Genomic DNA, 26976 nt, shown 5'->3' with positions numbered 1-26976 from the left:
AATATTAATTTAGGGAAAAAATAAAAAAAGAGGTGTAAAATGGATTTATTTATTTCAGCGATTTCGCAAGGAATGTTGTGGGGAATATTATCGCTTGGATTGTTTATAAGTTTTAGAGTATTAAATATTGCAGATATGACTACTGAAGGTGCGTATCCTTTAGGAGCTGCGGTATGCGTAATCTGTATACATAATGGGATTAATCCTATTATTGCTACATTAATTTCTATAGTAGCAGGAATGTTAGCGGGACTTGTGACAGGGTTCTTAATAACTGTTTGTAAAATACCGAGTTTACTTGCAGGGATTTTAACAATGACTGCATTATTATCGGTAAACCTTAGAATTATGGGAAGACCAAATTTAAGTTTAATTAATAAAGATACGATTTTTAGTAAAATTCAAGGATTAGACTTACCGACTCATTATGATACTGTGCTTGTTGGAATTATTCTTTCTGGATTAATTATTATTGCTATGTCTTTATTCTTTTCAACAGAATTAGGTCAGAGTCTAATTGCAACAGGTGATAATGAGAAAATGGCAACTGCTCTAGGAATTTCTACTAAAACAATGACAATTTTAGGATTAATGCTTGCTAATGGAATTATTTCTTTAGCTGGTGCTATTTTAGCTCAAAATAATGGTTATTCTGATGTAAATAGTGGAATTGGAGTTATAGTTGTAGCTTTAGCAGCGATTATTATAGGAGAAGTAATCTTCAAGGATGTGAGTTTTACGACAAGATTGATTTGTGTCATTTGTGGAGCGATTATTTACAGATTATTACTAGTTGGAGTGTTAAAATTAAATATTATTGGAGCTAATGATTTCAAATTAGTTTCAGCATTAGTAATAGCTTTATTCTTAACACTACCTCAATTAAAATTAAAAGCTAAGAGAAAGGATGTATAGATCATGTCATTTATAAAAATTAATAAAATAGATAAAACGTTCTTTCCTGGTACGATTAGAGAACAACATGCATTAAAAAATGTTAACCTTGAAATAAAAGATGGTGATTTCATTACTATTCTTGGAGGGAATGGAGCAGGGAAATCAACTTTTCTTAATGCACTAGCAGGTTCATTTTCACTAGATGGTGGAGAGATTTTAATTGAAGGAAAAGATGTAAGTAATATAGTAGAACATAAAAGAGCTGGATTTATTAGTAGAGTATTTCAAAATCCGTTAGATGGAACAGCTCCTCGTATGACTGTAGCACAAAATATGTCTTTAGCACTTCGTCGTGGGAAAACTAGAGGTTTTAAAGTAGGTACGACAAAAGAAGATAGAAAACTTTTTAAAGAGTTATTAGCAACTTTAGACTTAGGACTTGAAGATAGATTAGATAGTGAGATGGGGCTATTATCAGGGGGTCAACGCCAAGCTATTGCACTTTTAATGGCAACTATGACTACTCCAAAACTTTTACTTCTTGATGAACATACGGCGGCACTAGATCCAAAAACTCAGAAAAAAATAATGGAACTTACTCGACAAAAGATTGAAGAAAAGAAATTAACAGCTTTAATGATAACTCACAATATTCAAGATGCGGTGAAATATGGGAACAGAATAATAGTTCTGCACCGTGGAGAGTTAGTTCGAGATATTAGTAAAGAAGAAAAAGAAAAACTAGATGCAAAAGCATTATATGAATTACTTTATAATTTAGAAGAAAGTGAATAAAAGCTTATAGAGCCTTTAAAATCTAGGCTCTATTTTTTTGACTTTCCGTTGGTATTTTATATACTAAATATACTTTTTTAACATAGAAAGAAAAAAGTTAATTTGATATAATAAAAATGGCGTAAGGAGTAGTATATAGGGATTGCGCCTTGATGGAGGAGATTCCGGTTCGAATCCGGACTATTGCGTCTGAGACATCTATTTGAAAATAGGTGTCTTTTTTCATTTTAGATTCATTATTTTGTTTTAGAATATAATGTAAATTAAATTATAAATGGGTTGACCCAAAAAAATGAATTTTAACAAGGTGTATATGAGAACTTATAGACGCAGTGGTTTATTGATATCTAAATATGCTTTAGAAAAGCTTTATAGATATCTAATAAACTTTGTGGGTATGATTCGACAAAATCTTGTTTCTCCGAAATCACGATTTTTGAGTCGCTACCTTTACATTTACATATGAATTAAGTAAAATATAGTAGAATTTAGTACGAGGAGATTTTTATGAAAATACTTGTTGTTGAAGATGAACGCGATTTGAATAGAATAATTACTAAGCACTTAAAGAAAAATAATTATAGCGTAGATAGTTGTTTTGATGGAGGGGAAGCTTTAGATTTTGTAAGTTATAGTGAGTACGATTTGATTATAACTGATATAATGATGCCAAATGTTGATGGTTATGAGTTTATAGCGAGACTTCGTGAAAGTAAAAATAATACACCAGTTATAATGTTAACAGCAAAAGACACATTAGAGGATAAAATCATCGGCCTTGACAGCGGAGCTGATGACTATATAGTTAAACCATTTGAGTTTGATGAGTTATTAGCTAGAATAAGAGTTTTAATGAGACGAAACTATGGTTTAGCAACTAATGTTATTCAAGTTGATGATGTTGTTTTGGATATTTCGAAAAAACAAGTGTTGAGAAATGGTAAAAATATTGGCTTAACTGGTAAGGAATATGAGGTATTAGAATATCTTATGAAGAATAAAGAGAGTATCTTAAGTCGTGACCAAATTCTTAACCACGTTTGGGATTATGATTACGACGGGGCTTCTAATATAGTAGATGTTATTATAAAAAATATAAGAAAAAAATTAGATAATGGTACAGATAAGACTATTATTTACACTAAAAGGGGGCTAGGATACTTTGTTAAATAAAATTAAGAAATTATCGATATTTCCATTTAGAAAAGTATCGCTGACTTTTAAAATCACTTTATGGTACACAACATTTATAGTTTTATTAATAGGATCACTGATAGTTGGGACATTTTTAGTTAGTGATAGTGTTGTTGAAAAAAATAGTGAAAAGAAATTGATAGAAGAGGTGGCTGAAATTTCAAGTGGATCTGATAAGTTTACCCCATATGAAGATGGAGTGACCTTATCTGTTTATGATAAAGATGGTAATCTTGTTGCAGGTTCTGTACCTAGAAATTTCAAAGTTAATGATTTTAGTCTAGGAATAATTTCTGAATATAAAGATGTTAATCATAATAAATATCTTTACTATGATTCAGAAACAAGTTCGGCCCGTTTAGGAAACGGAAAATATGTAAGAGGAGTCGTACAAATTACTAATAATATTAATGGTTGGATATTGCCGTTAATCATAAGTATAGGAAGTCCGTTCGTTATATTAGTTATAATGTACGGTGGATATTTAATTATTAGAAGTTCATTAAAACCGGTTAGAGATATGACTGAAACTGCTGATGCTATTGCAAAAAGTAATGACCTTAGTAAAAGAATTACTATAGAAGATGGTACTGATGAAGTGCATAAATTAGGTAAAGTTTTTAATGAAATGTTAGAAACATTAGAAAATTCCTCAAAAAGGGAACGTCAATTTAGTTCAGATGTATCGCATGAACTTCGAACGCCGATTTCTGTAATAATGGCAGAAAGTGAATATGGAGTTAAGTATACAGATTCTGTAGAAGATGCGAAAGAATCCTTTGATGTTATTGAAAGACAGAGTAAGAGAATGACATCTATGATAAATCAAATACTAGAATTAGCTAGATTAGATAGTCGTTTAGAGATTCCAAAAGAAGAACTTTTATTATCTGATAAAATAAAATCTACACTAGAAGATTATAAAATATTATTTGATAATAAGAATATAAAGTTATTTATAAATATAGAAGAAAACATCAAAGTATACGCTAATGAAGCGTTAATTATGAGAATGATAGATAACTTACTATCTAATGCCCTGAAGTATGCTCAAACAGAAGTAAAAGTTTGTTTAGTAAAAAGAAATAGAATAATACTTGAAGTTGTAGATGACGGAATAGGAATAAATGATGCTGAGAAAAAACATATTTGGGATAGATTTTATAAAGTAGATAAATCTAGAACTACAACAGAGGATAATTCTTCAGGGTTAGGGTTATCTATTACGAAAAAAATAGTAGAATTACATGATGGTAAAATAGCTGTTTTAGATAATAAGTCAAAAGGAACAAGATTTGTAGTGAATCTTTAAAAAACGAGGGAAAGTGACTCGAAAATCGCAATGTAGAAATCGATTTTGTTGAGTCACTCCTTTTTTATTTTACAGAAAATTATATATTAATTAATATGAATCTTCATTTAAGATTCATAAAACACAGATATAATAAAAATATCTTAAGAGAAGAATAAAAGTGAAATCTTCATTTAATATTCATAAAACAAAAATATAATAAAAATATCAAAAGAGAATAAATAATAGAATCTTCATTCAAGATTCATAATAGAAATATAAAATAAAAATATAAAGAAAAGAAGGAAAAGAAAAATGACAAAAAATACTAATAATAATGAAATCGAAACAATTGAAGGTACTTACGTTGAAACTATCGAAAACGACAACCAATATGACAACCAATATAGTGAGCAACCTAAAAAAACTAGAAGAAACTTTTTAAAACCATTAATTATTGGAGCGTTAGCTGTAGTAGTAACGAGTGGGGTTGGAGCGTATGCTTATGATAAATATGAAACTGCGCAAAGAACTAAAATTCAAGATGCTTACTATAATATTAAGTTGAATACAGGAAATCAAACTAATTCAAATGACAATAACAATAGTGGAAATAATAGCTCAAATAATAATACTCAGAGCAATAATGCACAACAAAATACTCAAAATGTTAAATCACAACAAGAAATCCGCTCAATTGTAGCTGCTGCAATATCAGTACCAGAACAAAATATTAACTTTGTAAAAATTAAACCTAAATACGAGGATGATTATGCACCTCAAAATAATGGAGTATCATTATATGTTTATAAAGTTGAAGCAAAAGCTAACGGATTAGAGTATGATGTGGTAGTTGATGCTGTATCAGGAAAAGTTCTAAAAGTTAAGATTGATAACTAGAAAATAATAATAATGAAATCTTCATTTTAGATTCATAAAAGAAATATATAATAAAAATATAAAGAAAAGAAGGAAAAGAAAAATGACAAAAAATATTAATAATAATGAGATTGAAACAATTGAAGGAAATTATACAGAGAATGTTCACAGTGAAACTCAATATAATGAACAACCTAAAAAATCTAAACGAAGTTTTTTAAAACCGTTAATTATAGGAAGTTTAGCAGTAATAGTTACTGGTAGTGTTGGAGCATATGCTTATGACAAGTATGAAGAAGGGCAAAGAGCTAAAATTCAAGAGGCTTACTCAAATGTAAAAATGAATGTAGGAAACCAGACAGCTCAAAATAATAATACTGCTAATAACAATAATAGTAACAATGGTTCAAATAGTGATAACCAATCAACAAATGTTCAAAATAATAACAATAGTAATACTCAACAAAATGTACAAAATGCAAAATCACAACAAGAAATTCGCTCTATAGTAGCACAAGCTATTTCTACTCCTGAACAAAATATTAATTTTGTAAAAGTTAGACCAGAGTATGAAGACGATTATGCACCGCAAAACAATGGTGTGCCCTTATACGTTTATGAAGTTGAAGCACGTGCTAATGGATTAGAGTATGATGTAGTGATTGACGCTGTATCAGGTAAAGTTTTAAAAGTTGAAATAGATAACTAATGAAGAAACTGATAATCTAGAAAGAATCTAGGTTATCAGTTTTTTATTAAGGGCTTTAGCCAGTTGAGGAGGCGAAGTCTCCGAAACAAAAAACCACCCGCTATGCGGGTGTGAGACAAAAGTTAAACAATTGAAAAATCATCCTTTCTTGATAAAATAAGAGTAGTTCAAGCTCTAAAATAAAGAAAGGATGATTTTTATAATGGCAAATAAACATAATAGTTTATCGCATACAAAGTGGTTATGTAAATACCATATTGTATTTACACCTAAGTATAGACGAAAAATAGAATTTAATCAATACAAACGAGATATAGTAGATATAATAAAAAGGTTATGTAAGTATAAAGGAGTGGAAATAATAGAAGGACATATAATGCCAGATCATATACATTTGCTACTATCAATACCGCCAAAATATAGTGTATCAAGTTTTATGGGATATCTGAAAGGAAAAAGTTCATTAATGATATTTGATATGCATTCAAACTTGAAATACAGATACGAAAATAGAAAGTTTTGGGCAGAAGGATACTATGTAAGTACTGTAGGATTGAATGAAAGTACAATAAGAAAATATATCAGAGAACAAGAATCGCATGATATTGCGATAGACAAACTGACAACAAAAGAATATAAAAATCCATTTGGAGATAAGAAAAAATAGATAAACCCGTTTAACGGGTAGCGGGCGTTAAAATACAATAGGGCTTGAACGAATGTGAAAGCCAGCGCCTTGAGGTGCGTGTTAGTAACAAAGGGTTATACCCGAAGAGAAAACCACCCCTTTTCAGGGGTGGTCATTATTTATTTGATAGAAGCGGACTTCTTATATTAAGAGAGTTGTCAATTCTCGTTGTATTGATTACTTCCTATTGTTACAAATATAATATCCAATGAAAATAGCCGCTATTAAATATAGATTGAAGTTAGGGTTTGCAACGTAGAAAAGCATTGCTTTATATGAAAGTCTCATAAATAATCCTTGGATAATTGACGGAGCAAAAAGTAAAATTACAATTACAGAATTATCCATTTTCTTCGCCAGTATTATTATAAATATTAATACAAGTAAAAGAATTAGAATTGCTAAGTATTTATTTATAATAATATTGAGTGCTGTTGGAAATTTAAAAGGATTAAAAAATATCAGTAATGCTATTAATAGTACTAAAATTGTAATTATTGTACTTTTGGTACGTTCATCGAGTCTGCTTTTATTTGTGTACATAAATATATAACTTAAATAAAATCCACCGAAAATTAAAATTCCAACTAAAGCTGCTTCTAATAGATTTAATGCCATAAAAGGATTAGCCAAAATAGGTGTAAGATAAAAAAGTAAATATATACCAGTTGCTATTATTAAATTACGTTTGAATATTGTCATATACTCTCCTTAATTATTTTAATAATGATGATAGACCATAAGCTATAAATGAAAAAACTAATATAATAAGTATTAAAACTATAGCACTTGAATTAAAAATGAAAAATAAAGGAAGTGCTAGAATAGTACTTAATACGGGTATAAATATAGTTTTTTGAATAAAGTGTGATATCAATAGTGTTATAGCAAATGAAGTGAATCCATAAACTAATATTAAAATGAAACCAGCTTTATCACTAGTGCCATTGTAGAATTTCAAAAAAAGAAGTGGGATAATATAGTAGAAAATACTAGTAAGTAAAAATATCCCTAAAAATGTTTTTCTTTGCATGTTAAAGTCTCCATTTATCTTGTTTTTATTATTGTAATATTTTCTACAATAGAAGTCTAGTAATATAACAAAATTAATAAAAAAATATTTTTTGAAGTGAACAAAATATTTTCGGATATCCCTTGTTAAAATGAAATAATTAGAGTAAAATAAATATAATAATATAACAAAGGAGAACTATAATTATGTCAAAAGTTCATGTATTTGATCATCCATTGATCCAACATAAATTATCTTTTATTAGAGATAAGAGAACGGGTTCTAAAGACTTTAGACAACTTACTAATGAAGTAGGTTCTTTAATGGCTTATGAGATTACTCGTGATCTTCCACTTGAGGACGTTGAGGTGGAAACTCCAATCCAAACTACAACTTGTAAACGTCTTGCTGGTAAGAAGATAGTTTTTGTACCAATTCTTCGTGCAGGGTTAGGAATGGTTGATGGTTTAATGAATTTAATCCCATCAGCAAGAGTAGGTCACGTAGGTTTATATCGTGATCCAGAAACTCTTCAACCACATGAGTATTTTGTTAAAATACCAAGTAATCCAGAAGAACGTCATTTCATCGTTGTTGATCCAATGTTAGCAACAGGTGGTTCAGCTATCGCGGCGATTGACTCATTGAAACAACGTGGAGTTAACGATATTAAATTTATGTGTTTAATAGCAGCACCAGAAGGTGTAAAGGCTTTACATGACGCACATCCAGATGTAGATATCTATATCGCAGGATTAGATGAAAAATTAAATGATCATGGATATATCGTGCCAGGACTAGGAGACGCTGGAGACAGAATCTTCGGAACAAAATAACATAATAATAACATATTTTTAAACAATTTAGATAAAATTTAAGAAATCGCTAGCAAATATTATAAAATAATATTATAATATGTATTAAGTATTTCTAATTTTATATTACAACAGATTTAGAAATATAAAAGATACTTAAGAAAAGAGGTGAGGGGAATATATGGAAAAACATACATATCTTATTACCAAATTATTTGGCTATGATATAACGGTTAATATTCCTAGTGTAATCACAACTTTAATAACAGTGTTGCTTACCTTTATTATAGTGATGTTTCTAACTAGTAGAATTAAATTAAGACCAGATAGTAAACGTCAAAATGCAGCTGAGTTACTTGCTTATTTCGTTAGTGATAATGTAATTAAGGGTAACGTTAGTTGGAAAAAATATGGTAAAGGATTATGGGCGACAGCGTTAACACTTATTTCACTTATTGCTGTAGCAAATACGATTGGTGTACTTATAGAAGTTAGTTACAATGAAGTTGTATATGTGAATTCTATAACAGCAGATCCAACATTTACTTTCTCTCTTGCATTATTGATTATTGTATTTACTCATTTTGCAGGAATTAAGTATAAAGGTGTTAAACATTATTTTAGTACTTATACTTCTTCAGGTATTGGTATTACACCATTTAAAGTTATTGAAGAGTTCACAAACTTAATGACTTTCTCAATGCGTTTGTTCGGTAACATTTATGCAGGTGAAATATTATTAGCCTTATTAGCAACTCTTACAACCGTAGGGTTCTTTGGAGCTATCGCCGGGATGGTAGGTTTAGTAGTATGGAAAGGATTCTCTCTATTCATTGGGTTTATCCAAGCGTACATCTTTACTGTCTTAACATTTATTTATTTATCACATAAAATTAGTGATGAACACTAATTTTATAATGCACTAAAAGTGCAAAAATCTTATAATTAATAAAATTCATTTATTATCCAAGGAGGAAAATATAATTATGGTAGAATTAATTGGAGCAGGATTAGCAGCAGGATTAGCAGCAGTTGGTGCTGGTATCGGTAACGGATTTTTATTCGGTAAATTCATCGAAGGTGTATCTCGTCAACCAGAATTAGAGTCAAGATTAAAATCAAATGCATTCGTATTATTCGCACTTGTTGAAGCAGTACCTATCTTAGCTATCGTTATTGCGTTCGTTATTTTAGCTAAATAATTTAGTATAATACTGTGAACAAAAGAACTATGAAGAATAGGAGCATTTAGTAAATGGAAAATTTAGTATTTTTAGCTACTGAACACTCTTCTCATCAAGGTTTTAATCTAGGAAATATGGCTATTAATATTGTAGCTGTATTGATCTTATTAGTATTACTGAAAAAATTTGCTTGGGATAAACTTATTGATATGTTAGATGAGCGTCAAAGATTAGTTGAAGGTCAACTTGATGATGCTGCTAAAAATCAAAAAGAAGCATTAGTTTTACTTGAAGAAAATCAAGAAAAATTAAGAAATGCTCAAAAAGAAATCAAAGTTATGATGGAAGATGCTCGTGAACAATCTAAGGTTGAAAAACAAGCTATTCTTGAAGAAGCTCGTAAACAAGCAGAACAATTAAAAGTAAATGCTCAAAGAGATATTGAGGATGAGAAGAAAAGAGCGCTTGAAGAAATCAACAGACAAATTGCTGATTTATCAGTGCTTGTAGCTTCGAAAATTTTAGAAAAAGAATTAGATGACTCAACACAAAGTGAATATGTTGATAAAGTCATTAAAGAGGTAGGGGTGAAATAATGAGTAAGTCAGTATTAGCTAATAAAATTGGATATTCATTATTTGAAGTTGCAAAAGAAAATAACGCATTAGAACAAGTAGCTAATGAGTTACCAGAAGTTGCAAAAGTTATTAATGGAAACTCTGATTTTGTTACATTGATGAACAACCCTAATTTAGAAAAAATAAAAAAAATTAACTTGATTGAAGCATCATTTACAGGAGTAAATAAATATGTTGTAAATGTTGTTAAAATCTTAGCAGGAAATCTGCAAATCTCATTAATAAATTTTGTTTTAGAGCAATTTACTGAATTGTTTAATAAACATTCAAATAGCGTTGTTGTAAAAGTTGAATCAGCTTCGCCACTAACTGAAGTTCAGTTAGAAAATCTAAAAGAAAAACTTAAAAATGAGTTACAACTAGAAAAAGTAGAACTTAATAACCTTGTAGACAAGAGTCTTCTAGGTGGGCTTAAACTTACTTACAATAACAAAGTAGTAGATGCTAGTGTTAGAGCAAAATTAAACGCTATAAAGTCAAAAATTTCTACAATCTAGAAGAAGTTGAAACAAGGAGGGACATAAATGGCTATTAGAGCTGAAGAAATTAGTTCATTACTAAAATCACAAATAGAAAATTATCAGTTTGAAGTTAAGTCAACAGATGTCGGTACAGTTATAGAAGTAGGGGACGGTATAGCTCGTGTATACGGTCTTAATGAAATAATGAGTGGTGAGTTAGTTGAATTCACTAAAACAGGGGTTATGGGGCTTGCTCAAAACCTTGAAGACACTAATGTTGGTATCGTAATTTTAGGACCAACAACTGATATTAAAGAAGGAGACGAAGTTCGTCGTACTGGACGTGTTATGGACGTTCCTGTTGGTGAAGAATTAATAGGACGTGTAGTTAATCCATTAGGACAACCAGTTGATGGACGCGGTCCAGTAAATACTACAAAACGTCGTCCAATCGAATCTCCAGCAGTTGGGGTTATGGGACGTAAGTCTGTATCAGTTCCTTTCCAAACTGGTATTAAAGCGATTGATGCATTAGTACCAATCGGACGTGGACAACGTGAGCTTATTATCGGGGATAGACAAACAGGTAAAACTGCAGTAGCTATCGACTCAATTTTAGCTCAAAAAGGACAAGATGTTATTTGTATCTATGTTGCAATTGGGCAAAAAGAATCTACAGTACGTAGTGTTGTAGAAACACTTAAAGAACACGGTGCATTAGACTACACTATCGTAGTTACAGCATCAGCATCTCAACCAGCACCACTTCTTTACATTGCACCTTATGCAGGGGTTGCTATGGCAGAAGAGTTCATGTTTAATGGTAAAGATGTAGTAATCGTGTATGATGATTTATCAAAACAAGCAGCAGCTTACCGTGAGTTATCATTACTATTAAAACGACCACCAGGTCGTGAAGCTTACCCAGGGGACGTATTCTATTTACACTCACGTCTTCTAGAGCGTGCAGCTCGTGTAAATGAAGATTTTGGTGGAGGAAGTATCACTGCACTACCATTCGTAGAAACACAAGCAGGTGACATTTCTGCATATATTCCAACAAACGTAATCTCAATTACTGATGGACAAATCTTCTTACAATCAGATTTATTCTTCTCAGGTATCAGACCAGCGATTAACGCAGGGCTTTCAGTATCTAGGGTAGGAGGATCTGCACAAATTAAAGCTATGAAAAAAGTATCAGGTACATTACGTCTTGACTTAGCATCTTACCGTGAGTTAGAAAGCTTTGCTCAATTCGGTTCTGACCTAGATCCAGCAACTCGTGAAAAACTAGAACGTGGTAAACGTACAGTTGAAGTTCTAAAACAAGACTTACACAAACCAATTCCAGTAGAAAAACAAGTTATGATTCTTTATGCTTTAACACACGGATTCTTAGATGATGTTGAAGTTAAAGATATTCACAGATTTGAACAAGAATTATATGCGTACTTAGATGCTCATGAAAATGAAGCAGTTAAACACATTAAAGAAACAAAAGACTTACCAGCAACAGAAGTTATGGATGAAGTAATCGCTGCATTCAAAAAAACTTTTGCTTAAGATGAGAAGTAGTAGAGTAAAGGTGGTGAACTAATTGGCGTCACTAAGAGATATTAAAAACAAAATCAATTCTACAAAGAAAACTAGTCACATTACAAAAGCGATGGAGATGGTTTCCACTTCTAAACTTTTAAAAGCACAATCTAACACACAAAAATTCAATCCTTACATGCAAAAAATGCAAGAAGTGATGGGAACAATTTTTGGTAAAGGAGCTAATATCAAGCATCCTATGTTAGAAAAAAGAGAAGCTAAGAAAACTCTTTATGTGGTAATTACTAGTGATAGTGGTTTATGTGGAGGATTCAACTCTAATATCATAAGAAATTTTGTTAATACTGTTAACGAAAGACATAATGATAGCGAGTATGGAATTGTAGCTATAGGTAACTATGGTGCAGAATTCTTCAGAAAAAATGGCTATAATGTAGTTGATAGTTATAGAGATATACCAGATGAGCCAAGTTTCACACAGGTTAAGGAAATTACTAATAAAGTTGTAGGTTATTTCATAGATAAAGAATATGATGAAATCTATTTACATTACAATCACTTTGTTAGTATGATTCAACAGGTTGTAACTGAAAGTAAAGTTCTTCCTATAGAAAATACAGATCAATTCGCAAATTCTGATGAGCAACCTACAGGAGCTTATGAATTTGAACCTGGTGAGGCAGCAGTACTAGATGTAATACTACCACAATATGCTGAAAGTATGATTTACGGAAGTATATTAGATAGTAAGGCTAGTGAACATTCTGCAAGAAAAACAGCAATGAAAAACTCAACTGATAATGCAGGAAATATTATTGATACACTTACGATTAAATACAATCGTGCAAGACAAGCTGCAATTACACAAGAAATTACAGAGATTGTAAGTGGAGCAGCAGCAACAAAATAGTAATGAGAAAGGAGAAGCTATTAAGTTAGCAAACAACATATGAATAAAGGTTATATTCTCCAAGTTATGGGACCTGTAGTAGACGTAAAATTCGAATCAGGGCATATGCCTAATCTATTAAATGCTTTAGAAGTATTTATAGAAAAAGGTGATGGAAAAAAAGAAAAATTAGTTCTTGAAGTTTCTCTAGAAATTGGTGATAACGTAGTTAGAACAATTGCGATGTCATCTACTGATGGATTAAATAGGGGAGCAGAAGTAGTAGATACAGGAGCGCCAATCACAGTTCCTGTTGGTAACTACACATTAGGTCGTGTGTTCAACGTATTAGGTGAAGCAGTTGACCACGGTGAAGAAGCAGGAGCAGAAGTTCGTAAAGATTCAATTCATAAAGAAGCTCCTACATTCGAAGAATTATCAACACACGTTGAGGTTCTTGAAACAGGTATTAAAGTTATCGACTTACTTGCACCATATATTAAAGGTGGTAAAATCGGTCTTTTCGGTGGTGCGGGAGTTGGTAAAACAGTTCTTATCCAAGAACTTATCAATAACGTTGCACAACAACACGGTGGTCTTTCAGTATTCACTGGTGTAGGTGAACGTACTCGTGAAGGTAATGACCTTTACTATGAAATGAAAGATTCAGGTGTTATTAACAAAACAGCCATGGTATTCGGACAAATGAACGAACCACCTGGTGCTCGTATGCGTGTAGCATTAACAGGATTAACAATGGCGGAATACTTCCGTGATGAAGAAGGACAAGACGTACTTCTATTCATCGATAACATCTTCCGTTTCACACAAGCAGGTTCTGAGGTTTCTGCGTTATTAGGACGTATGCCTTCAGCCGTTGGTTACCAACCCACACTTGCTACTGAGATGGGACGTTTACAAGAACGTATTACATCAACTAAAAAAGGATCTGTTACATCTATTCAAGCGATCTATGTACCAGCCGATGACTATACTGACCCGGCTCCAGCTACAACATTCGCTCACTTAGATGCAACAACAAACCTTGAGCGTTCATTAACAGAGATGGGTATCTATCCAGCCGTTGACCCATTAGCTTCTACATCAAGAGCATTAGCTCCAGAAATCGTAGGGGAAGAACACTATCAAGTTGCGACTAGAATTCAAAGAACTCTTCAAAAATATCGTGAATTACAAGATATTATCGCTATCTTAGGTATGGACGAATTAAGTGATGAAGATAAGAAAACAGTTGATAGAGCACGTCGTGTTCAATTCTTCTTATCTCAAAACTTCCACGTAGCAGAACAATTCACTGGTCAACCTGGATCATATGTTCCAGTATCTGAATCAGTAGAAGCATTCAAAGGAATCTTAGATGGTAAATATGACCATATTCCAGAAGATGCATTCCGTCTAGTTGGTGGAATTGAAGATGTATTAGAAAAAGCTCGTAAACTAGGAGTAGAAGTATAATACAAATAGGAGGTAAATAAATGAATACTTTAAGTGTAAGCATTGTTACTCCTAATGGAGAAGCTTATAGCGCAAAAGAGGCTTCCATGGTTGTATTAGGAACTACAAGTGGACAAGTTGGGGTAATGGCCAACCACGTTCCAATGGTTGCATCATTAAAAGTGGGACCATTAAAAGTAGTTTTTCCTGATGGCAGAGAAGAATATTTAGCTGTAAGTGAAGGATTTGTGGAAACACATAAAGGCGAAGTAACTATTATAGTTCAAACAGCAGAATTAGATAAAGATATTGATGTTGAACGTGCTCAAAGAGCATTACAACGTGCAGAAGAACGTCTTTCTAAAAAAGAAGATGGTCTTGATGTAAGACGTGCAGAACTAGCTTTAGCTAAAGCTTGTGCCCGTCTGAAAGTATCTGGAAAGTAAAGAAAAAGATATAGTTCATTTCATTTGAACTATATCTTTTTTTTATAATTTTAAAGAGATAACTGGGAGTGACTCAAAAATCGTGATTTCGAAGAAATCGATTTTGTCGAGTCACCCCCGCACAGTTTATTAGATATCTAAAAAGCTTTTATAAAGCGAATTTAGATATCAATAAACCACTGCGTCTATTAGTTTTCATATACACCTTGTTAAAAATTTATGATTTTTGGGTCAGCCTGAGTTAAAAGTGTATTAGCTATTTTTTTTACGTTTTAATAGTATAGTCGCAGCGAATAATGAAATTCCCAATAAAGTTAAAGCCTTATTAGTAGTTTCTCCAGTTTTAGGAAGTGTTTTTGGTGGGTTTTTAGGAGTTGATTTTGCCCCTTTTGCATTAATAACTGTGAATTTTTTCTCTTCTTGTACTGCAGAAGTATTAATATCTTTTTCATTAGAAGCTAATGCTGTTTTAATTTTTGCAATAATAGCAAACTTACTAAAGTGATTTACAGTAAATTGTAAATTTCCACCTGTAGTACTTGAAGGTATTAATTCAATAGAATTATCGTCTTTTATGTGATATACAAGTATTTCTTTATCTTGTTCATTCTGAAGTAAAGCTATATGTACTGTTCTTGGTACATTTAGTTTTACTGTTTTATTATCTTTTTGTAATTCTAAATCAACAACCCTAATAGATGAAATTTCATTTTTATTATTAATTCCATTATTTTTATCATTTATTATTTTTGCTTTTAATTCTTCTAAATCTATTTTATTAGTAATATCAGTTGCTTTAAAACTGATTTCTTCGGCATGGTTAGAATTTAGTTCTACACTGATATTTTGATCTTTTGATTTAATTACAACAGTTGTTGTTTCGTTGTTGATAGTTAGTTCTGGAAGTTTTGGAACACTAGGTGCTTTTTCTGGGTTTCTAAATTCAGAAACATTACCATTTTTATCGACAATAACTTTATTTCCACTTGTTGAAAGTTCGTCAATTTTTCCAATGAAAGGCTTCAGAGCATCAGCCACAGGAGTATCACTCGGAGTGTTGAATTCAAAAACATTGCCATCTTTTTCGACAACTACTTTATTACCATTTTCAGAAAGTCCGTCAACTTTCCCAGTGAAAGGTTTAAGAGCTTCAGTAACAGGAGTATCAGCAGGAGTATTGAATTCAGAAACATTACCATTTTTATCGACAACTACTTTATTACCATTTGTTGAAATTTCATAAATTTTTCCAATGAAAGGCTTCAGAGCATCAACCACAGGAGTATCGCTCGGAGTGTTGAATTCAAAAACATTGCCATCTTTTCCGATAACTACTTTATTACCATTTTCAGAAAGTCCGTCAACTTTCCCAGTGAAAGGTTTAAGAGCTTCGGTAACAGGAGCATCAGCTACAGTGTTGAATTCAAAAACATTGCCATCTTTTCCGACAACTACTTTATTACCATTTTCAGAAAGTCCATCAATTTTCCCAGTGAAAGGTTTAAGAGCTTCGGTAGCAGGAGCTTCAGCTGGAGTGTTAAATTCAGAAATATTGCCATCTTTTCCGATAACTACTTTATTACCATTTTCAGAAAGTCCGTCGACTTTCCCAGTGAAAGGTTTAAGAGCCTCAGCAACAGCAGCGTCAGCAGGAGTGTTGAATTCAGAAACATTACCATCATTATCAACAACTACTTTATTACCATTTTCAGAAAGTCCATCAACTTTGCCAGTAAAAGGTTTAAGAGCCTCAGCAACAGTAGCGTCAGCTGGGGTATTGAATTCAGAAACATTTCCATCATTATCAATAACTACTTTATTTCCATTTGTTGAAAGTCCATCAACTTTCCCAGTGAAAGGTTTAAGGGCCTCAGCAACAGTAGCGTCAGCAGGAACTGAATATTCATATTTTGTACCATATTCATTTTCTCTTACTTTATTTCCATTTTCGGCAACAACTGTTTTTCTAATGTTTGGATGCATTATGAATTGATTATTATCTTGGAATAATTGTCCCATTTCCAGAAGTATTTTTTCTGAATTATTTTTTGCTGCAAACATAACTCCAAGAGGAAGATTGTTTTCACTCTTATAAACAGGTAAAGAAATAGCAGGATTACCTGTTAAGTTGAATAACCATGTAAATGGAGTACGTTTCATCATTGGTTCCCATTGTTTTACAAGTAGATTGAATCTCTCTTTTGGATCTTTTATTTTATTAATATTATAAAGTTTTTCTTCAACTTCTGGATCTACATAAGGGTCAACTTTTTTATCGTTAGATGGTGCTGTCACAGCGTTCGTTGCCATTAAGAATAAATCATATTTTCCGTAAAATTCATTCATCTTATTAATATATTCAGATGCAGGTTTAGCAGAAGAAGTGTCAGTATTAGCATTTTTACCTTTGGCTATAGATGTACCTAAAGCATAAGTAGCAGGATCTAAATTACGTTTGTTTTCGTCTGTAATACCTTTAACTGCGGAAGTATATGAAATATATCCTACAGACTGCATAGTATATGTTCTAATTCCTTCATAACCATCGATAGGGAATTCATTTACTTCTTCTACAGTGAAGCCTTGTTTTCTAAGGAATTCAACAGCTTTAAGAACCGCTTTTTTTCCATCTTCACTTAATTCAACATCTTTCAATGGAGTTTTAAGAGTATAAGCTATTTTTAAAGTTTTTAGGTCTGTAGGGACTTCTACTAATGTTTTAGGTTTATTAATTTTAGTTTTATCGAAATACTCTTTAGCATCTTCAATAGTTTTTACAAGTGGGAATTTAGCTCCTTGTCCTGTTGGTTTTAACCCGATTAATCCTGTCCACGAAGCAGGGATTCGAATAGAACCACCTATATCACTACCACTAGCGATTGATACCATACCACTTGCCACAGCACCTGCGCTTCCTCCTGAAGATCCACCTGTATTTCGACTTGGATCCCAAGGGTTACCAGCAGGTCCGAATAACTTAGAATCCGTGATATTTCTAGTTCCTAGCTCAGGGTAGTTAGTCTGTCCAAGTATTACAAAACCAAGTTTTTCGAATTCTTTTGCTACTCCTCCACTAGCTCTAGATACTTTACCTCTATTAAAAACAACGCCACTAGAAGCATCTCCATCTTTTAGTGATTCTAATCCTTTAATTAGTGTAGGAACACCTAGGAATGGTTGTTCTTCCCAGTTTACAGGATTAGCGGCAAGATTACCTGCTTTTACTCTCTCGTCTATTTCTTTAGCAGTTCTATATGCTTCATCAACGATAGCTTTAGGAATTTTTCCATTTTCAGTTGTTAAAACAGCATTTAATTTAGGATTTTCTTCTGTAATAACTTTATATGCTAGATCAACTAACTCTGTACTTGTTACTTTTTTCTCGCGAATTAATTTAGCAAGTTCAAGAGCGCTTTTTTGTTTATATTCTGCTACAGTAAATGGGATTGTAGGTTTAGAAGTTATATTTTCTTCAGTATTAGTAGCAGAAACCTCATTATTATTAGTATCTACATTAGGTTTTACATCTGCAGTTGAAGATGAATTTGTAGCAGTGTTAGAAGTTGGGGTTTCAGTAGTTGAAGTTCCGTTATTGTTAACTGTATTATTAACTGGTGCAGATACTGTATCACTGTTCTCATTAGCATGAACTTGGTTGTCATTTGCTAAGACAGGAAATAGCGTAGTGGCTGCAAATGCTGGTATAAGAACGTATTTTAGATTTTTCTTTTTCATTTTTGACTCCTAATTTAATGAATAATAAATAAGCTGTTATATGCTTTGCTACTTAATTATACTCTGATATTCGCTATCAAGCAAGAAAATAATTTAATGAATTTTAAAAAATATGAATTATGTTTATTATAGTTAAATTATAGTGAGGAAGAAGTGGACGTAATTTAGTGAAAATATAATAACTACGGTTAATTTTTAGGAATCTACCGTAGTTATTAAGAAAATTACATTATATTAATTATTATTTTTACGTTTTAATAATCCAATTAGAGCAATGAATGATAACCCTATTATAGATAGGAAGTTATTTGTACGTTTTCCAGTATTAGGAAGAGTTCTAGATGTAGCTGAATTAACTTTTATTGTGTTAATATTTGTTAATTTTTTCTCATCTTTATTAGTTGGAACTGTTATTTCTTTAGATTTATTTGAAATAGGAATTGTGTCATTATTGATATTTAATGTTGGCAATTCTGTAGTAGTAGGAGCTTCGTTTGGTACAGCATATTCAAATTTAGTTCCGAATTCATTTTCTCCTATTTTGTTTCCATTTTCTGATTCATTTATGCTTCTAATACTTGGATTCATTTTGAATTGGTGTCTATCTTGGAAGTATTGACCAATCTCTAAAAGAACTTTTTCTGAATTGTCTTTTGCCGCAAACATTACACCAAATGGTAGATTTTTATCACTTAAATATGTTGGTAGTGAAATCGCAGGATTTCCAGATAAGTTAAATACCCAAGTATAAGGAGAACGTCTTGTCATTGGTAACCATTGTTTAGTTAATAAATTAAATCTTTCTTTTGGATCTTTAATTTTATTAATATTATATAGTTGTTCTGCAATATCTGGCTCTATATATGGATCTACTTTTTTATCGTTAGATGGAGCAGTAACTGCGTTAGTTGGTACTAAGAATAAATCATATTTTTTATAAAACGCATTCATTTGATCTATAAATGTAGATAATGGTTTTACTGAAGAAATATCAGTATTTGCATTTGGTCCCATATATGAAGAAGTTCCTAATCCGTAAGTAGTAGGGTCTAGTTGACGTTTGTTTTGTTCTGTTACGTTTTTAACAGCTGCAACATAACTTTCTTCACCGATACCACCCACAGTGTATGTTTTAATTCCTTCGTATCCATCGATAGGAAACTCTTTAACCTCTTCAACCGTAAATCCTTCTTTTCTTAGGAAGTCTACTGTTTCTAGAATAGCTTTTTTACCAACTTCACTTAATTCAAGATCTTTAAGTGGAGTTTTAAGAGTGTAGGCTATTTTTAATTTCTTCAAATCTTTTGGTGGTTCTATTAGTGTTTTAGGTTTATTTAATTCAGTTTTTTCAAAGTAAGCTTTAGCATCTTCAATAGTTTTCACTAGGGGGAATTTAACGACGTGTCCAGTAGGTTTTAAACCGATAAGTCCAGTCCATGCAGAAGGAATACGGATAGATCCTCCAGCATCACTACCACTAGCTATAGGTACCATACCACTAGCTACAGCACCGGCACTTCCTCCTGAAGATCCTCCGGTGTTACGGCTAGGATCCCAAGGGTTACCAGCAGGTCCAAATAATTTAGAATCTGTGATATTTCTAGTTCCAAGCTCAGGGTAGTTAGTTTGACCAAGTATAACAAAACCTAATTTAGCAAATTCTGTTGCAACAGGACCACTTGCGTCTGCAACTTTCCCTTTGTTTAGATATACACCATTAGTATAGTCACCATTTTTTAATTGATCCAGACCTTTAATTAAAGCAGGTACACCTAAAAAAGGTTGAGCTTGCCAATCAACAGGATTAGCAGCTAGTTTCCCAGCACTAATACGATTGTCAATTTCTTTAGCAGTTCTATATGCTTCATCAACAATAGCTTTAGGAATTTTTCCATTTTCAGTTGTCAGAACTGCATTTAATTTAGGATTTTCTTCTGCAATAACTTTGTAAGCTAAGTCAACAAGTTCTGTACTAGTAACTTTTTTCTCACGAATTAATTTAGCAAGTTCTAAAGCACTTTTTTGCTTGTATTCAGCTACAGTAAATGGAACTTTTGGATTAACAGTTTCGTTATCGACAACACTTGCACTATTTGTTGTTTCTTTGTTATTTACAGTTTCTGGTTTTACACTGTTAGTTGGACTAGCAGGAGTAGTAGCTGTTGTTTCTGCAACATTGTTAGTAGCAGTTTTTTCGTTAGTAGTTTCTGGTTTACTAACAGTTGAAGTTGTAGTAGATTTATCCTCATTAGCTTTTGCTTGAGTATCGTTAGCTAAAACAGGGAATAGCGCAGCAGCTGCAAATGCGGGTATAAGAACGTATTTAATATTATTTTTTTTCATTTTTAACTCCTATTTTAAAATAAATATTTAAATAAATGATTGAAGCTTTGAAAAAGCTTTCTATTAATGATTATACTCCGATAATATTTTTCAATCAAGAAAATGATTTTAAAAATAAAAAAAAATATAAGTGACTTAATAATACTTTTAAATTATATTTTAAATCACTTATATTTTTTATTTATGGTAATTTGTTATTCTTTTAGATTAGTATCCTTTAAGTGCATTTAGACGAGCTTCAGATTGTCCTTTAGCATCTTTTTTCTCACCTTTATACACTGCTGATTCCCATGATCCGTATAGTGGGTTAGGGAAGATTATGAATTTTTCACCAAATTCAGCTTTTAATTGTTCAAACATTTTATCTCTATCAGGTTCTGATGTAGTAGAGAATTCAGCGAAGTCAACTAAGTTATCCCCAAATAACATAACTAGGTTAGTGTGTTTCATAACTTCTTGACGACGTCCTTCTTTAGATTTATCACCTTCTTTTTTGAACATTAGATGATCGCGTCCTTGAACTGGAATACCTTGTGCTTCAAGGTTTTTGATAGTAGCATCTACTTGTGAATCAGTTCTGTCAGAAATATAGTAGATTTGAACTTTGTTTTTATCAGCAAACTGTAAGAATTCTTTAGCTCCAGCTACAGGTTTAGCTTCAGCTTTTTGAACCCATTCATCCCAGCTTTTTGGGTTGAATGCAGTTCCATCTTTAACATTTTTAACTTGGTATGGTACGTTATCTAATACTGTTTCATCTAAATCTAATACGATAGAATAAGGCTTATCAGTAGGTTGTTTTAATAGTTCTTTTAACTTATTAGTAGCAACATTATAACCTTGTTGATATAATGCATCTACTTCAGCTGCATTTTGATACCATAAAGCTCCCATTGTATTTTCGCGAGATCTAAGTTGATCGTAAGTAAGAGTTATCTTGTTATCTCCACTCTTATTTTCTTCTTTTTTTTCTTCAGTTTTTTGTGCGCATCCTGTTGCAAGAACAACAGTAGCTAGAACTGATGAAATAGTCATAATAAATTTTTTATTTTTCATAATAAATATAGCTCCTTTTATTGTCTACAACTATAAGTATAATTTATTAATTAGTAAATTTCAATATAAAATTATTTTTAAAAAATTTATGATTTAAATATTTTAATATAAAATATTTAAATTCTCACTGAAAACGGTTTATAAAATGATAATAAAACAAAATTAGTAATATTTATTTTTATAAATTAATTTTGTTTGTGAAAATATTATTAAGCATAATGGAAAAATTACTATATTTGTATATTAAAAATTGAAAACAAGCTTATTACAATACTATGAATTAAAAGAGTTTTCATTGTGTTATTAAATATGCTTATGTTATAATGAAATAAAAATAATAAATTAGTTAATTTAAATTGTATTTAAGTTAAATAAGTTACAATTTAAAATAAAAAGGCAAAGTGTATACAAAAGGAGATAAAAGTTTTGAAAAATATTTTAAGTAAGAATTCAGTTGAAAATTATAATCCAGAGAAGATTACTCGTTATTCAATTAGAAAAGCAAGTTTTGGAGCGACTTCAGTAGCAGTAGCTGCATTTTTTATGTATTTAGGACAAGGAACAGCAGCTGCTGCAGATAATAATATCCAAAATCAAGAAAATAAAATTTCTTCAACAGATGAAAATAAAAATACTGATATTGAGAATACTGTAGAAAAAACTTCTAATGAAACAGTTGTTAAATCTACAGTAGTTGCATTGGATAAAACAAAATTAAGTAGTTTAATCAATGAAATTGAATCGAAAATTGCTTCAGGAGCGTATGATTCTAAAACTGAAGATAGTGTCGCTAAATTAAGAGTAGAGTTAGGAACAGTTAAAGCAATATTAGAAAATGCTAAAACTCAAGAAGAATTAACTAGAGCATATAATAAACTTATTACAGCTACTACGCAACTAAAAACAAAACCAGAAGACAAAAAAGAAGCACCAGTAGTAGATACAACAAACGGCAAAGATACTGTAGGAATTAAAGCAACAAATACTGAGAAAGCTAAAGAATCTAATTCGATTGTAAATTCAGGTTCTAGAGATGAACGTAATGGAAAATCGTTGAATACAAATAATCCATTCCGTACAGACTCTACTACAACAGATACAGATGCTTCAGCCAATCAAACATATACTGCACCAGCAGCTAATGCGAATTTAGCGACATTATCGAATGAATTAAAAAATCTACCAAATTTTATTGAAAATAATAAAAAAGTTCAAGATATGGATACTTTAGGGAATGCTCTAAATGTTGAAAAAGGTAGTGTCACTGAAATTAATGAATTCGGTGGATGGAAGGCAGTTGGCGATACTGGTAAATTTGCAATTGCTAGAAAAACAGAAGCTGGCGTATTTCCAATCGAAACAGTTAATACAGTATGGGCAGAGAGTACTAAATCATATGTTACATGGGTATTAGAACAGTCTTTCAATAGAGATAGTGACTATATGTTATTCCTATCCAAAGTAAGAACAAAGGCTAGTAGTACTGAAGAAGCTTACGATAATTCTACTTATGTTTCTACAGGTCTAGGAAATAAAATAGCTAAAGGTGTTAAAGGATTTGATGGAATACAAAAAACATTTAAAGCCTATTCAAAAGAACATGGATCTAAAGTAATTGTGTCATTTAAGACTGGATATACTGGAGATATTGATGGTACTAAAGCACAATATAAAGTAGAAGTAATTATTAACCGTAATGGACAAGAAGAAAAATTATATAATCAAACATTTACACCAGAAGTATCCAAAACAAATACTGAGATGACGGTAGTAAAAGCAAGTGATGGAAAAAATAGTCCTCAAAACTTTAGTACACCAGGAACTCCAGTTCCCACAAAAGCGGAACTAGAAGCAAAAATGGCCAATAATAAACCAAATGGTACGGGAGGAACATTTAAAAGTAAGGAGATTGATTTACCTGAAGGTGTTACTGAGTATACAGTACGTATTAGCTCAGCTGATAATCAACGTTTAGGAATGGGATATCAATCACCATATAGACACTATGCTCTTCCAGTAACTGGATTAGATTTCAATATTGATCAAGATACTGGTGCAATCGCAAAAGATTTATTATCTCGTATTTATGATAAGTTAAAAGCAACTGAAACAGCTGATACAGATGGAAAAACAAATGAAACAAAAGCTGCGTATTTAACTGAATTAGAAAATATTAAGACACTTGTAACAAGTACGGATGTTAAGAAAACAGCAGAATATAAAGAAGCTTTAGAATCTATTTTATCGAAGCAATTAGCATTAAGAGTTGATAAAACAGGTTTAACAGATTCAAAAGCTTTACTTGATGGTTTAGTGAATGAAGATCCAACGCCAGGGAAAACTCAAGATACAGCTACTGCTTATAATGCAACAAAACAAGAAGCAATAAAAGCTATTGAAGCAGCAAAAACAGTTATTGAAAATGAAAATGCAACTGTGGCTCAAGTAAGAGAAGCTCTAGCAACAGTTAATGCTAAAAAAACAGCTTTACAACAAGCTAAAGATGGCTTAATAGAAGCAGCAACAGCAGAAGAGAAAGCTAAATTAAAAGCAGATGCAGATTCATTAGTAAAAGCTGATACTACAGGTAAAACGCCAAATAGTATCGAAGCTTATAATAGAAAATATGAAGAACTAAAAGCACAATTAGAAGCTGCAAAAACAGAAGCTGCAGCAGTATTAGCAAAAGAAAATAATGCATCTAAAACAGAAGCACAAGCAGCTCAAACAAAAGTAGATGCTGCAAAAGCAGAGTTAACAAAAGCCGCAGAATTATTAGTCAATAAAGCTGACAAAACAGAATTAACAAACGCAAAAGCAGCGTTAAACACTTTAGCAACAGAAACAGATCCAACAACAGGAAAAACTGCAGATAGTGCAAAAGCATATAATGATGCGAAAACAGCTGCACAAGAAGCGATTCAAGAAGCAGAAACAGTTATTAATGACGAAAATGCAACACCAGAACGAGTATCTGCAGCTTTAGAGAAAGTAAATGCAAAAAAAGCAGCTTTACAACAAGCTAAAGATGGCTTAATAGAAGCAGCAACAGCAGAAGAAAAAGCTAAATTAAAAGCAGATGCAGCTTCATTAGTAAAAGCTGAAACTACTGGAAAAACACCAAATAGTATTGAAGCTTATAATAGAAAATATGAAGAACTAAAAGCACAATTAGAAGCTGCTAAGACAGAAGCTGCAGCAGTATTAGCAAAAGAAAATAATGCATCAAAAACAGAAGCACAAGCAGCACAAACAAAAGTAGATGATGTAAAAACAGAATTAGAAAATGCTAAAAACCTTCTTGTAGAAGCAGCAACAGCAGAAGAAAAAACAAAATTAAAAACAGATTCTGAAGCATTGAAAAAAGCAGAAACAACTGGTAAAACAGCGGATAGTATTAAAGCATATGAAACAGAATATGAAAAATTAAAAGCACAATTAGAAGAAGCGAAAGCAGCAGCTGCCGCAGTAGAAGCAAAAGGTGATAATGCAACAAAAGCAGAAGCACAAGAAGCACAAGCGAAAGTAGATGCAGCGAAAAAAGCTTTAGAAAAAGCAGCGGAATTGTTGAAAGATAAAGAAGATAAAACAGAGTTAACAAAAGCAAAAGAAGCATTAAGCACTTTAGTATCAGAAGCAGATCCAACAACAGGAAAAACTGCCGATAGTGCTAAATCATACAATGATGCAAAAACTGCTGCAGAAGAAGCGATTAAAGCAGCAGAAACTGTTATTAATGATGAAAATGCTACTCATGACCAAGTAACAGAAGCTTTAAATAAAGTAAACGAGAAAAAAGCGGCATTAGAAGCAGCAAAACAAGCTTTAGTAGAAGCAGCAACAGCAGAAGAAAAAGCTAAGTTAAAAGCAGATGCAGATTCATTAGTAAAAGCTGATACTACTGGAAAAACACCAAATAGTATTGCAGCCTATAATACAAAATATGAAGCTCTAAAAGCACAATTAGATGCAGCTAAAACAGAAGCAGCAAAAGTCTTAGCAAAAGAAAATAATGCCTCTAAAGCAGAAGCACAAGCAGCTCAAGCGAAAGTAGACGCAGCGAAAGCGGAATTAACAAAAGCAGCAGAATTATTAGTGAACAAAGCTGATAAAACTGAGTTAACTAAAGCAAAAGAAGCATTAAGCACTTTAGCATCAGAAGCAGATCCAACAACAGGAAAAACTGTGGATAGTGCAAAAGCATATAATGATGCGAAAACAGCTGCAATAGAAGCAATTGAAGCAGCAGAAATGGTTATTAATGATGAAAATGCCACTCAGGAGCAAGTAACAGAAGCTTTAAATAAAGTAAATGAGAAAAAGGCAGCATTAGAAGCAGCAAAACAAGCTTTAGTAGAAGCAGCAACAGTAGAAGAAAAAGCTAAATTAAAAGCTGACTCAGCTTTATTGATGAAGGCTGATGAGACAGGTAAAACACCAGATAGTATTGCAGCATATGAAGCAGAATATGAAAAACTAAAAGCACAATTAGAAGAAGCAAAAGTAGAGGCAGAAAAAGTTTTAGCAAAAGAAAACAATGCAACAAAAGAGGAAGTTAAAGCAGCTCAAGCAAAAGTAGATGTAGTGAAAAAAGCTTTAGAAAAAGCAGCAGAATTGTTAAAAGACTTAGTAGATAAGACAAAATTAACAACTGAAGCAACAACAGATGCAGAGGAAACAAAAGGAAGCCCAGCATATTACAATGCAGATGAAGCTAAGAAAGCAGCATACGATAAAGCATTATCTGAAGCGAAAAAAGTGTTAGAAAATGATAAAGCAACACAAGCAGAAGTAAATGCAGCCCTAAAAGCATTAGAAGAAGCAAAAGCAGCATTAAACGGACAACCAACGAATAAAGATGCTTTAACAAAAGCAGCAACAACAGATGCAGAGGAAACAAAAGGAAGCCCAGCATATTACAATGCAGAT

The 26976-nt window shown here is 31.9% G+C and carries 21 protein-coding genes; 17 read left to right on the top strand and 4 right to left on the bottom strand.

Annotated elements, in window-relative coordinates; genetic code table 11:
- Window positions 1-39: 39 nt before the first annotated feature.
- From RYK99_RS02180 to tnpA, 7 genes are all read left to right on the top strand, one after another.
- Window positions 40-915: an ABC transporter permease gene (locus tag RYK99_RS02180; protein WP_314989731.1), complete on the top strand. Its 876-nt coding sequence runs from the start codon at window positions 40-42 to the stop codon at window positions 913-915.
- Window positions 916-918: 3 nt separating this feature from the next.
- Entirely contained in the window at window positions 919-1692 is a 774-nt protein-coding gene (locus RYK99_RS02175) for an ATP-binding cassette domain-containing protein (protein ID WP_314989729.1), read from the top strand.
- Window positions 1693-2199: 507 nt separating this feature from the next.
- The gene (locus tag RYK99_RS02170) at window positions 2200-2865 is read left to right on the top strand and encodes a response regulator transcription factor (protein ID WP_314989727.1); all 666 of its coding nucleotides are present in this window, start codon (window positions 2200-2202) and stop codon (window positions 2863-2865) included.
- A complete protein-coding gene (locus tag RYK99_RS02165) occupies window positions 2855-4198 on the top strand; it encodes a HAMP domain-containing sensor histidine kinase (RefSeq protein WP_314989725.1) in 1344 nt (447 codons plus the stop codon). Before RYK99_RS02170 ends, RYK99_RS02165 begins: the two co-directional genes overlap by 11 nt.
- A gap of 294 nt (window positions 4199-4492) precedes the next feature.
- Window positions 4493-5077: a PepSY domain-containing protein gene (locus tag RYK99_RS02160; protein WP_314989724.1), complete on the top strand. Its 585-nt coding sequence runs from the start codon at window positions 4493-4495 to the stop codon at window positions 5075-5077.
- An 82-nt stretch (window positions 5078-5159) separates the two neighbouring features.
- On the top strand, window positions 5160-5765 hold the full coding sequence (locus RYK99_RS02155; RefSeq protein WP_314989723.1) for a PepSY domain-containing protein: 606 nt from the start codon (window positions 5160-5162) through the stop codon (window positions 5763-5765).
- A 202-nt stretch (window positions 5766-5967) separates the two neighbouring features.
- Window positions 5968-6432: an IS200/IS605 family transposase gene (gene tnpA, locus RYK99_RS02150; protein WP_314989722.1), complete on the top strand. Its 465-nt coding sequence runs from the start codon at window positions 5968-5970 to the stop codon at window positions 6430-6432.
- A gap of 198 nt (window positions 6433-6630) precedes the next feature.
- Here the strand turns inward: tnpA and RYK99_RS02145 are convergent, their stop codons facing one another.
- Entirely contained in the window at window positions 6631-7155 is a 525-nt protein-coding gene (locus RYK99_RS02145; RefSeq protein ID WP_314989720.1) for a hypothetical protein, read from the bottom strand.
- A gap of 516 nt (window positions 7156-7671) precedes the next feature.
- Between RYK99_RS02145 and upp the strand changes: the two genes are divergently transcribed.
- The 9 genes from upp (at window position 7672) to RYK99_RS02100 (ending at window position 14913) form a co-directional block, all read left to right on the top strand.
- Window positions 7672-8301 carry a uracil phosphoribosyltransferase gene (gene upp, locus RYK99_RS02140; protein WP_003147232.1) on the top strand — a complete coding sequence of 210 codons (630 nt, stop codon included), beginning with the start codon at window positions 7672-7674 and terminating at the stop codon, window positions 8299-8301.
- Window positions 8302-8461: 160 nt separating this feature from the next.
- Window positions 8462-9190, top strand: coding sequence for a F0F1 ATP synthase subunit A (gene atpB / locus RYK99_RS02135; protein WP_314989717.1), 729 nt, complete (start codon window positions 8462-8464; stop codon window positions 9188-9190).
- Window positions 9191-9266: 76 nt separating this feature from the next.
- Window positions 9267-9482, top strand: a complete 216-nt coding sequence (atpE, locus tag RYK99_RS02130) for a F0F1 ATP synthase subunit C (RefSeq protein ID WP_314989716.1) — start codon at window positions 9267-9269, stop codon at window positions 9480-9482.
- Window positions 9483-9535: 53 nt separating this feature from the next.
- A complete protein-coding gene (gene atpF / locus RYK99_RS02125; protein ID WP_314989713.1) occupies window positions 9536-10060 on the top strand; it encodes a F0F1 ATP synthase subunit B in 525 nt (174 codons plus the stop codon).
- Window positions 10060-10599, top strand: a complete 540-nt coding sequence (atpH, locus tag RYK99_RS02120; protein ID WP_314989711.1) for an ATP synthase F1 subunit delta — start codon at window positions 10060-10062, stop codon at window positions 10597-10599. The genes atpF and atpH overlap by 1 nt, the downstream gene beginning before the upstream one ends.
- 27 nt (window positions 10600-10626) lie before the next feature.
- The gene (gene atpA / locus RYK99_RS02115) at window positions 10627-12129 is read left to right on the top strand and encodes a F0F1 ATP synthase subunit alpha (protein WP_314989709.1); all 1503 of its coding nucleotides are present in this window, start codon (window positions 10627-10629) and stop codon (window positions 12127-12129) included.
- 34 nt (window positions 12130-12163) lie between these two features.
- Window positions 12164-13033 (top strand): ATP synthase F1 subunit gamma, encoded by an 870-nt coding sequence (gene atpG / locus RYK99_RS02110; protein WP_314989707.1) that lies wholly within the window; start codon window positions 12164-12166, stop codon window positions 13031-13033.
- 39 nt (window positions 13034-13072) lie between these two features.
- Entirely contained in the window at window positions 13073-14488 is a 1416-nt protein-coding gene (gene atpD / locus RYK99_RS02105; protein WP_003147221.1) for a F0F1 ATP synthase subunit beta, read from the top strand.
- 20 nt (window positions 14489-14508) lie between these two features.
- Window positions 14509-14913, top strand: coding sequence for a F0F1 ATP synthase subunit epsilon (locus RYK99_RS02100; RefSeq protein ID WP_314989704.1), 405 nt, complete (start codon window positions 14509-14511; stop codon window positions 14911-14913).
- A gap of 252 nt (window positions 14914-15165) precedes the next feature.
- Here RYK99_RS02100 and RYK99_RS02095 read toward each other — a convergent pair whose 3' ends face one another.
- From RYK99_RS02095 to RYK99_RS02085, 3 genes are all read right to left on the bottom strand, one after another.
- Window positions 15166-18648, bottom strand: a complete 3483-nt coding sequence (locus RYK99_RS02095; protein WP_314989702.1) for an amidase family protein — start codon at window positions 18646-18648, stop codon at window positions 15166-15168.
- 234 nt (window positions 18649-18882) lie between these two features.
- Entirely contained in the window at window positions 18883-20991 is a 2109-nt protein-coding gene (locus RYK99_RS02090; protein ID WP_314989700.1) for an amidase family protein, read from the bottom strand.
- Between the two features lie 207 nt (window positions 20992-21198).
- On the bottom strand, window positions 21199-22047 hold the full coding sequence (locus RYK99_RS02085; protein ID WP_314989698.1) for a 5'-nucleotidase, lipoprotein e(P4) family: 849 nt from the start codon (window positions 22045-22047) through the stop codon (window positions 21199-21201).
- Window positions 22048-22473: 426 nt separating this feature from the next.
- Between RYK99_RS02085 and RYK99_RS02080 the strand changes: the two genes are divergently transcribed.
- Window positions 22474-26976 (top strand): YSIRK-type signal peptide-containing protein (locus RYK99_RS02080; RefSeq protein WP_314989696.1); only part of this gene is annotated, 4503 nt, incomplete at its 3' end.

This window comes from uncultured Gemella sp. (assembly GCF_963537375.1).
In the GTDB taxonomy this organism is placed as follows: Bacteria; Bacillota; Bacilli; order Staphylococcales; family Gemellaceae; genus Gemella.
Note: the sequence above shows the minus strand (reverse complement) of the source record. Positions and strands in the feature narration are given on the sequence as shown.

Excerpts from the sequence above, each read along its gene's own strand:
- RYK99_RS02180 (WP_314989731.1), top strand. The coding sequence starts at position 40 with ATGGATTTATTTATTTCAGCGATTTCGCAAGGAATGTTGTGGGGAATA.
- RYK99_RS02175 (WP_314989729.1), top strand. The coding sequence starts at position 919 with ATGTCATTTATAAAAATTAATAAAATAGATAAAACGTTCTTTCCTGGT.
- RYK99_RS02170 (WP_314989727.1), top strand. The coding sequence starts at position 2,200 with ATGAAAATACTTGTTGTTGAAGATGAACGCGATTTGAATAGAATAATT.
- RYK99_RS02160 (WP_314989724.1), top strand. The coding sequence starts at position 4,493 with ATGACAAAAAATACTAATAATAATGAAATCGAAACAATTGAAGGTACT.
- RYK99_RS02155 (WP_314989723.1), top strand. The coding sequence starts at position 5,160 with ATGACAAAAAATATTAATAATAATGAGATTGAAACAATTGAAGGAAAT.
- tnpA (WP_314989722.1), top strand. The coding sequence starts at position 5,968 with ATGGCAAATAAACATAATAGTTTATCGCATACAAAGTGGTTATGTAAA.
- RYK99_RS02145 (WP_314989720.1), bottom strand. The coding sequence starts at position 7,155 with ATGACAATATTCAAACGTAATTTAATAATAGCAACTGGTATATATTTA.
- upp (WP_003147232.1), top strand. The coding sequence starts at position 7,672 with ATGTCAAAAGTTCATGTATTTGATCATCCATTGATCCAACATAAATTA.
- atpB (WP_314989717.1), top strand. The coding sequence starts at position 8,462 with ATGGAAAAACATACATATCTTATTACCAAATTATTTGGCTATGATATA.
- atpE (WP_314989716.1), top strand. The coding sequence starts at position 9,267 with ATGGTAGAATTAATTGGAGCAGGATTAGCAGCAGGATTAGCAGCAGTT.
- atpF (WP_314989713.1), top strand. The coding sequence starts at position 9,536 with ATGGAAAATTTAGTATTTTTAGCTACTGAACACTCTTCTCATCAAGGT.
- atpH (WP_314989711.1), top strand. The coding sequence starts at position 10,060 with ATGAGTAAGTCAGTATTAGCTAATAAAATTGGATATTCATTATTTGAA.
- atpA (WP_314989709.1), top strand. The coding sequence starts at position 10,627 with ATGGCTATTAGAGCTGAAGAAATTAGTTCATTACTAAAATCACAAATA.
- atpD (WP_003147221.1), top strand. The coding sequence starts at position 13,073 with ATGAATAAAGGTTATATTCTCCAAGTTATGGGACCTGTAGTAGACGTA.
- RYK99_RS02100 (WP_314989704.1), top strand. The coding sequence starts at position 14,509 with ATGAATACTTTAAGTGTAAGCATTGTTACTCCTAATGGAGAAGCTTAT.
- RYK99_RS02095 (WP_314989702.1), bottom strand. The coding sequence starts at position 18,648 with ATGAAAAAGAAAAATCTAAAATACGTTCTTATACCAGCATTTGCAGCC.
- RYK99_RS02090 (WP_314989700.1), bottom strand. The coding sequence starts at position 20,991 with ATGAAAAAAAATAATATTAAATACGTTCTTATACCCGCATTTGCAGCT.
- RYK99_RS02085 (WP_314989698.1), bottom strand. The coding sequence starts at position 22,047 with ATGAAAAATAAAAAATTTATTATGACTATTTCATCAGTTCTAGCTACT.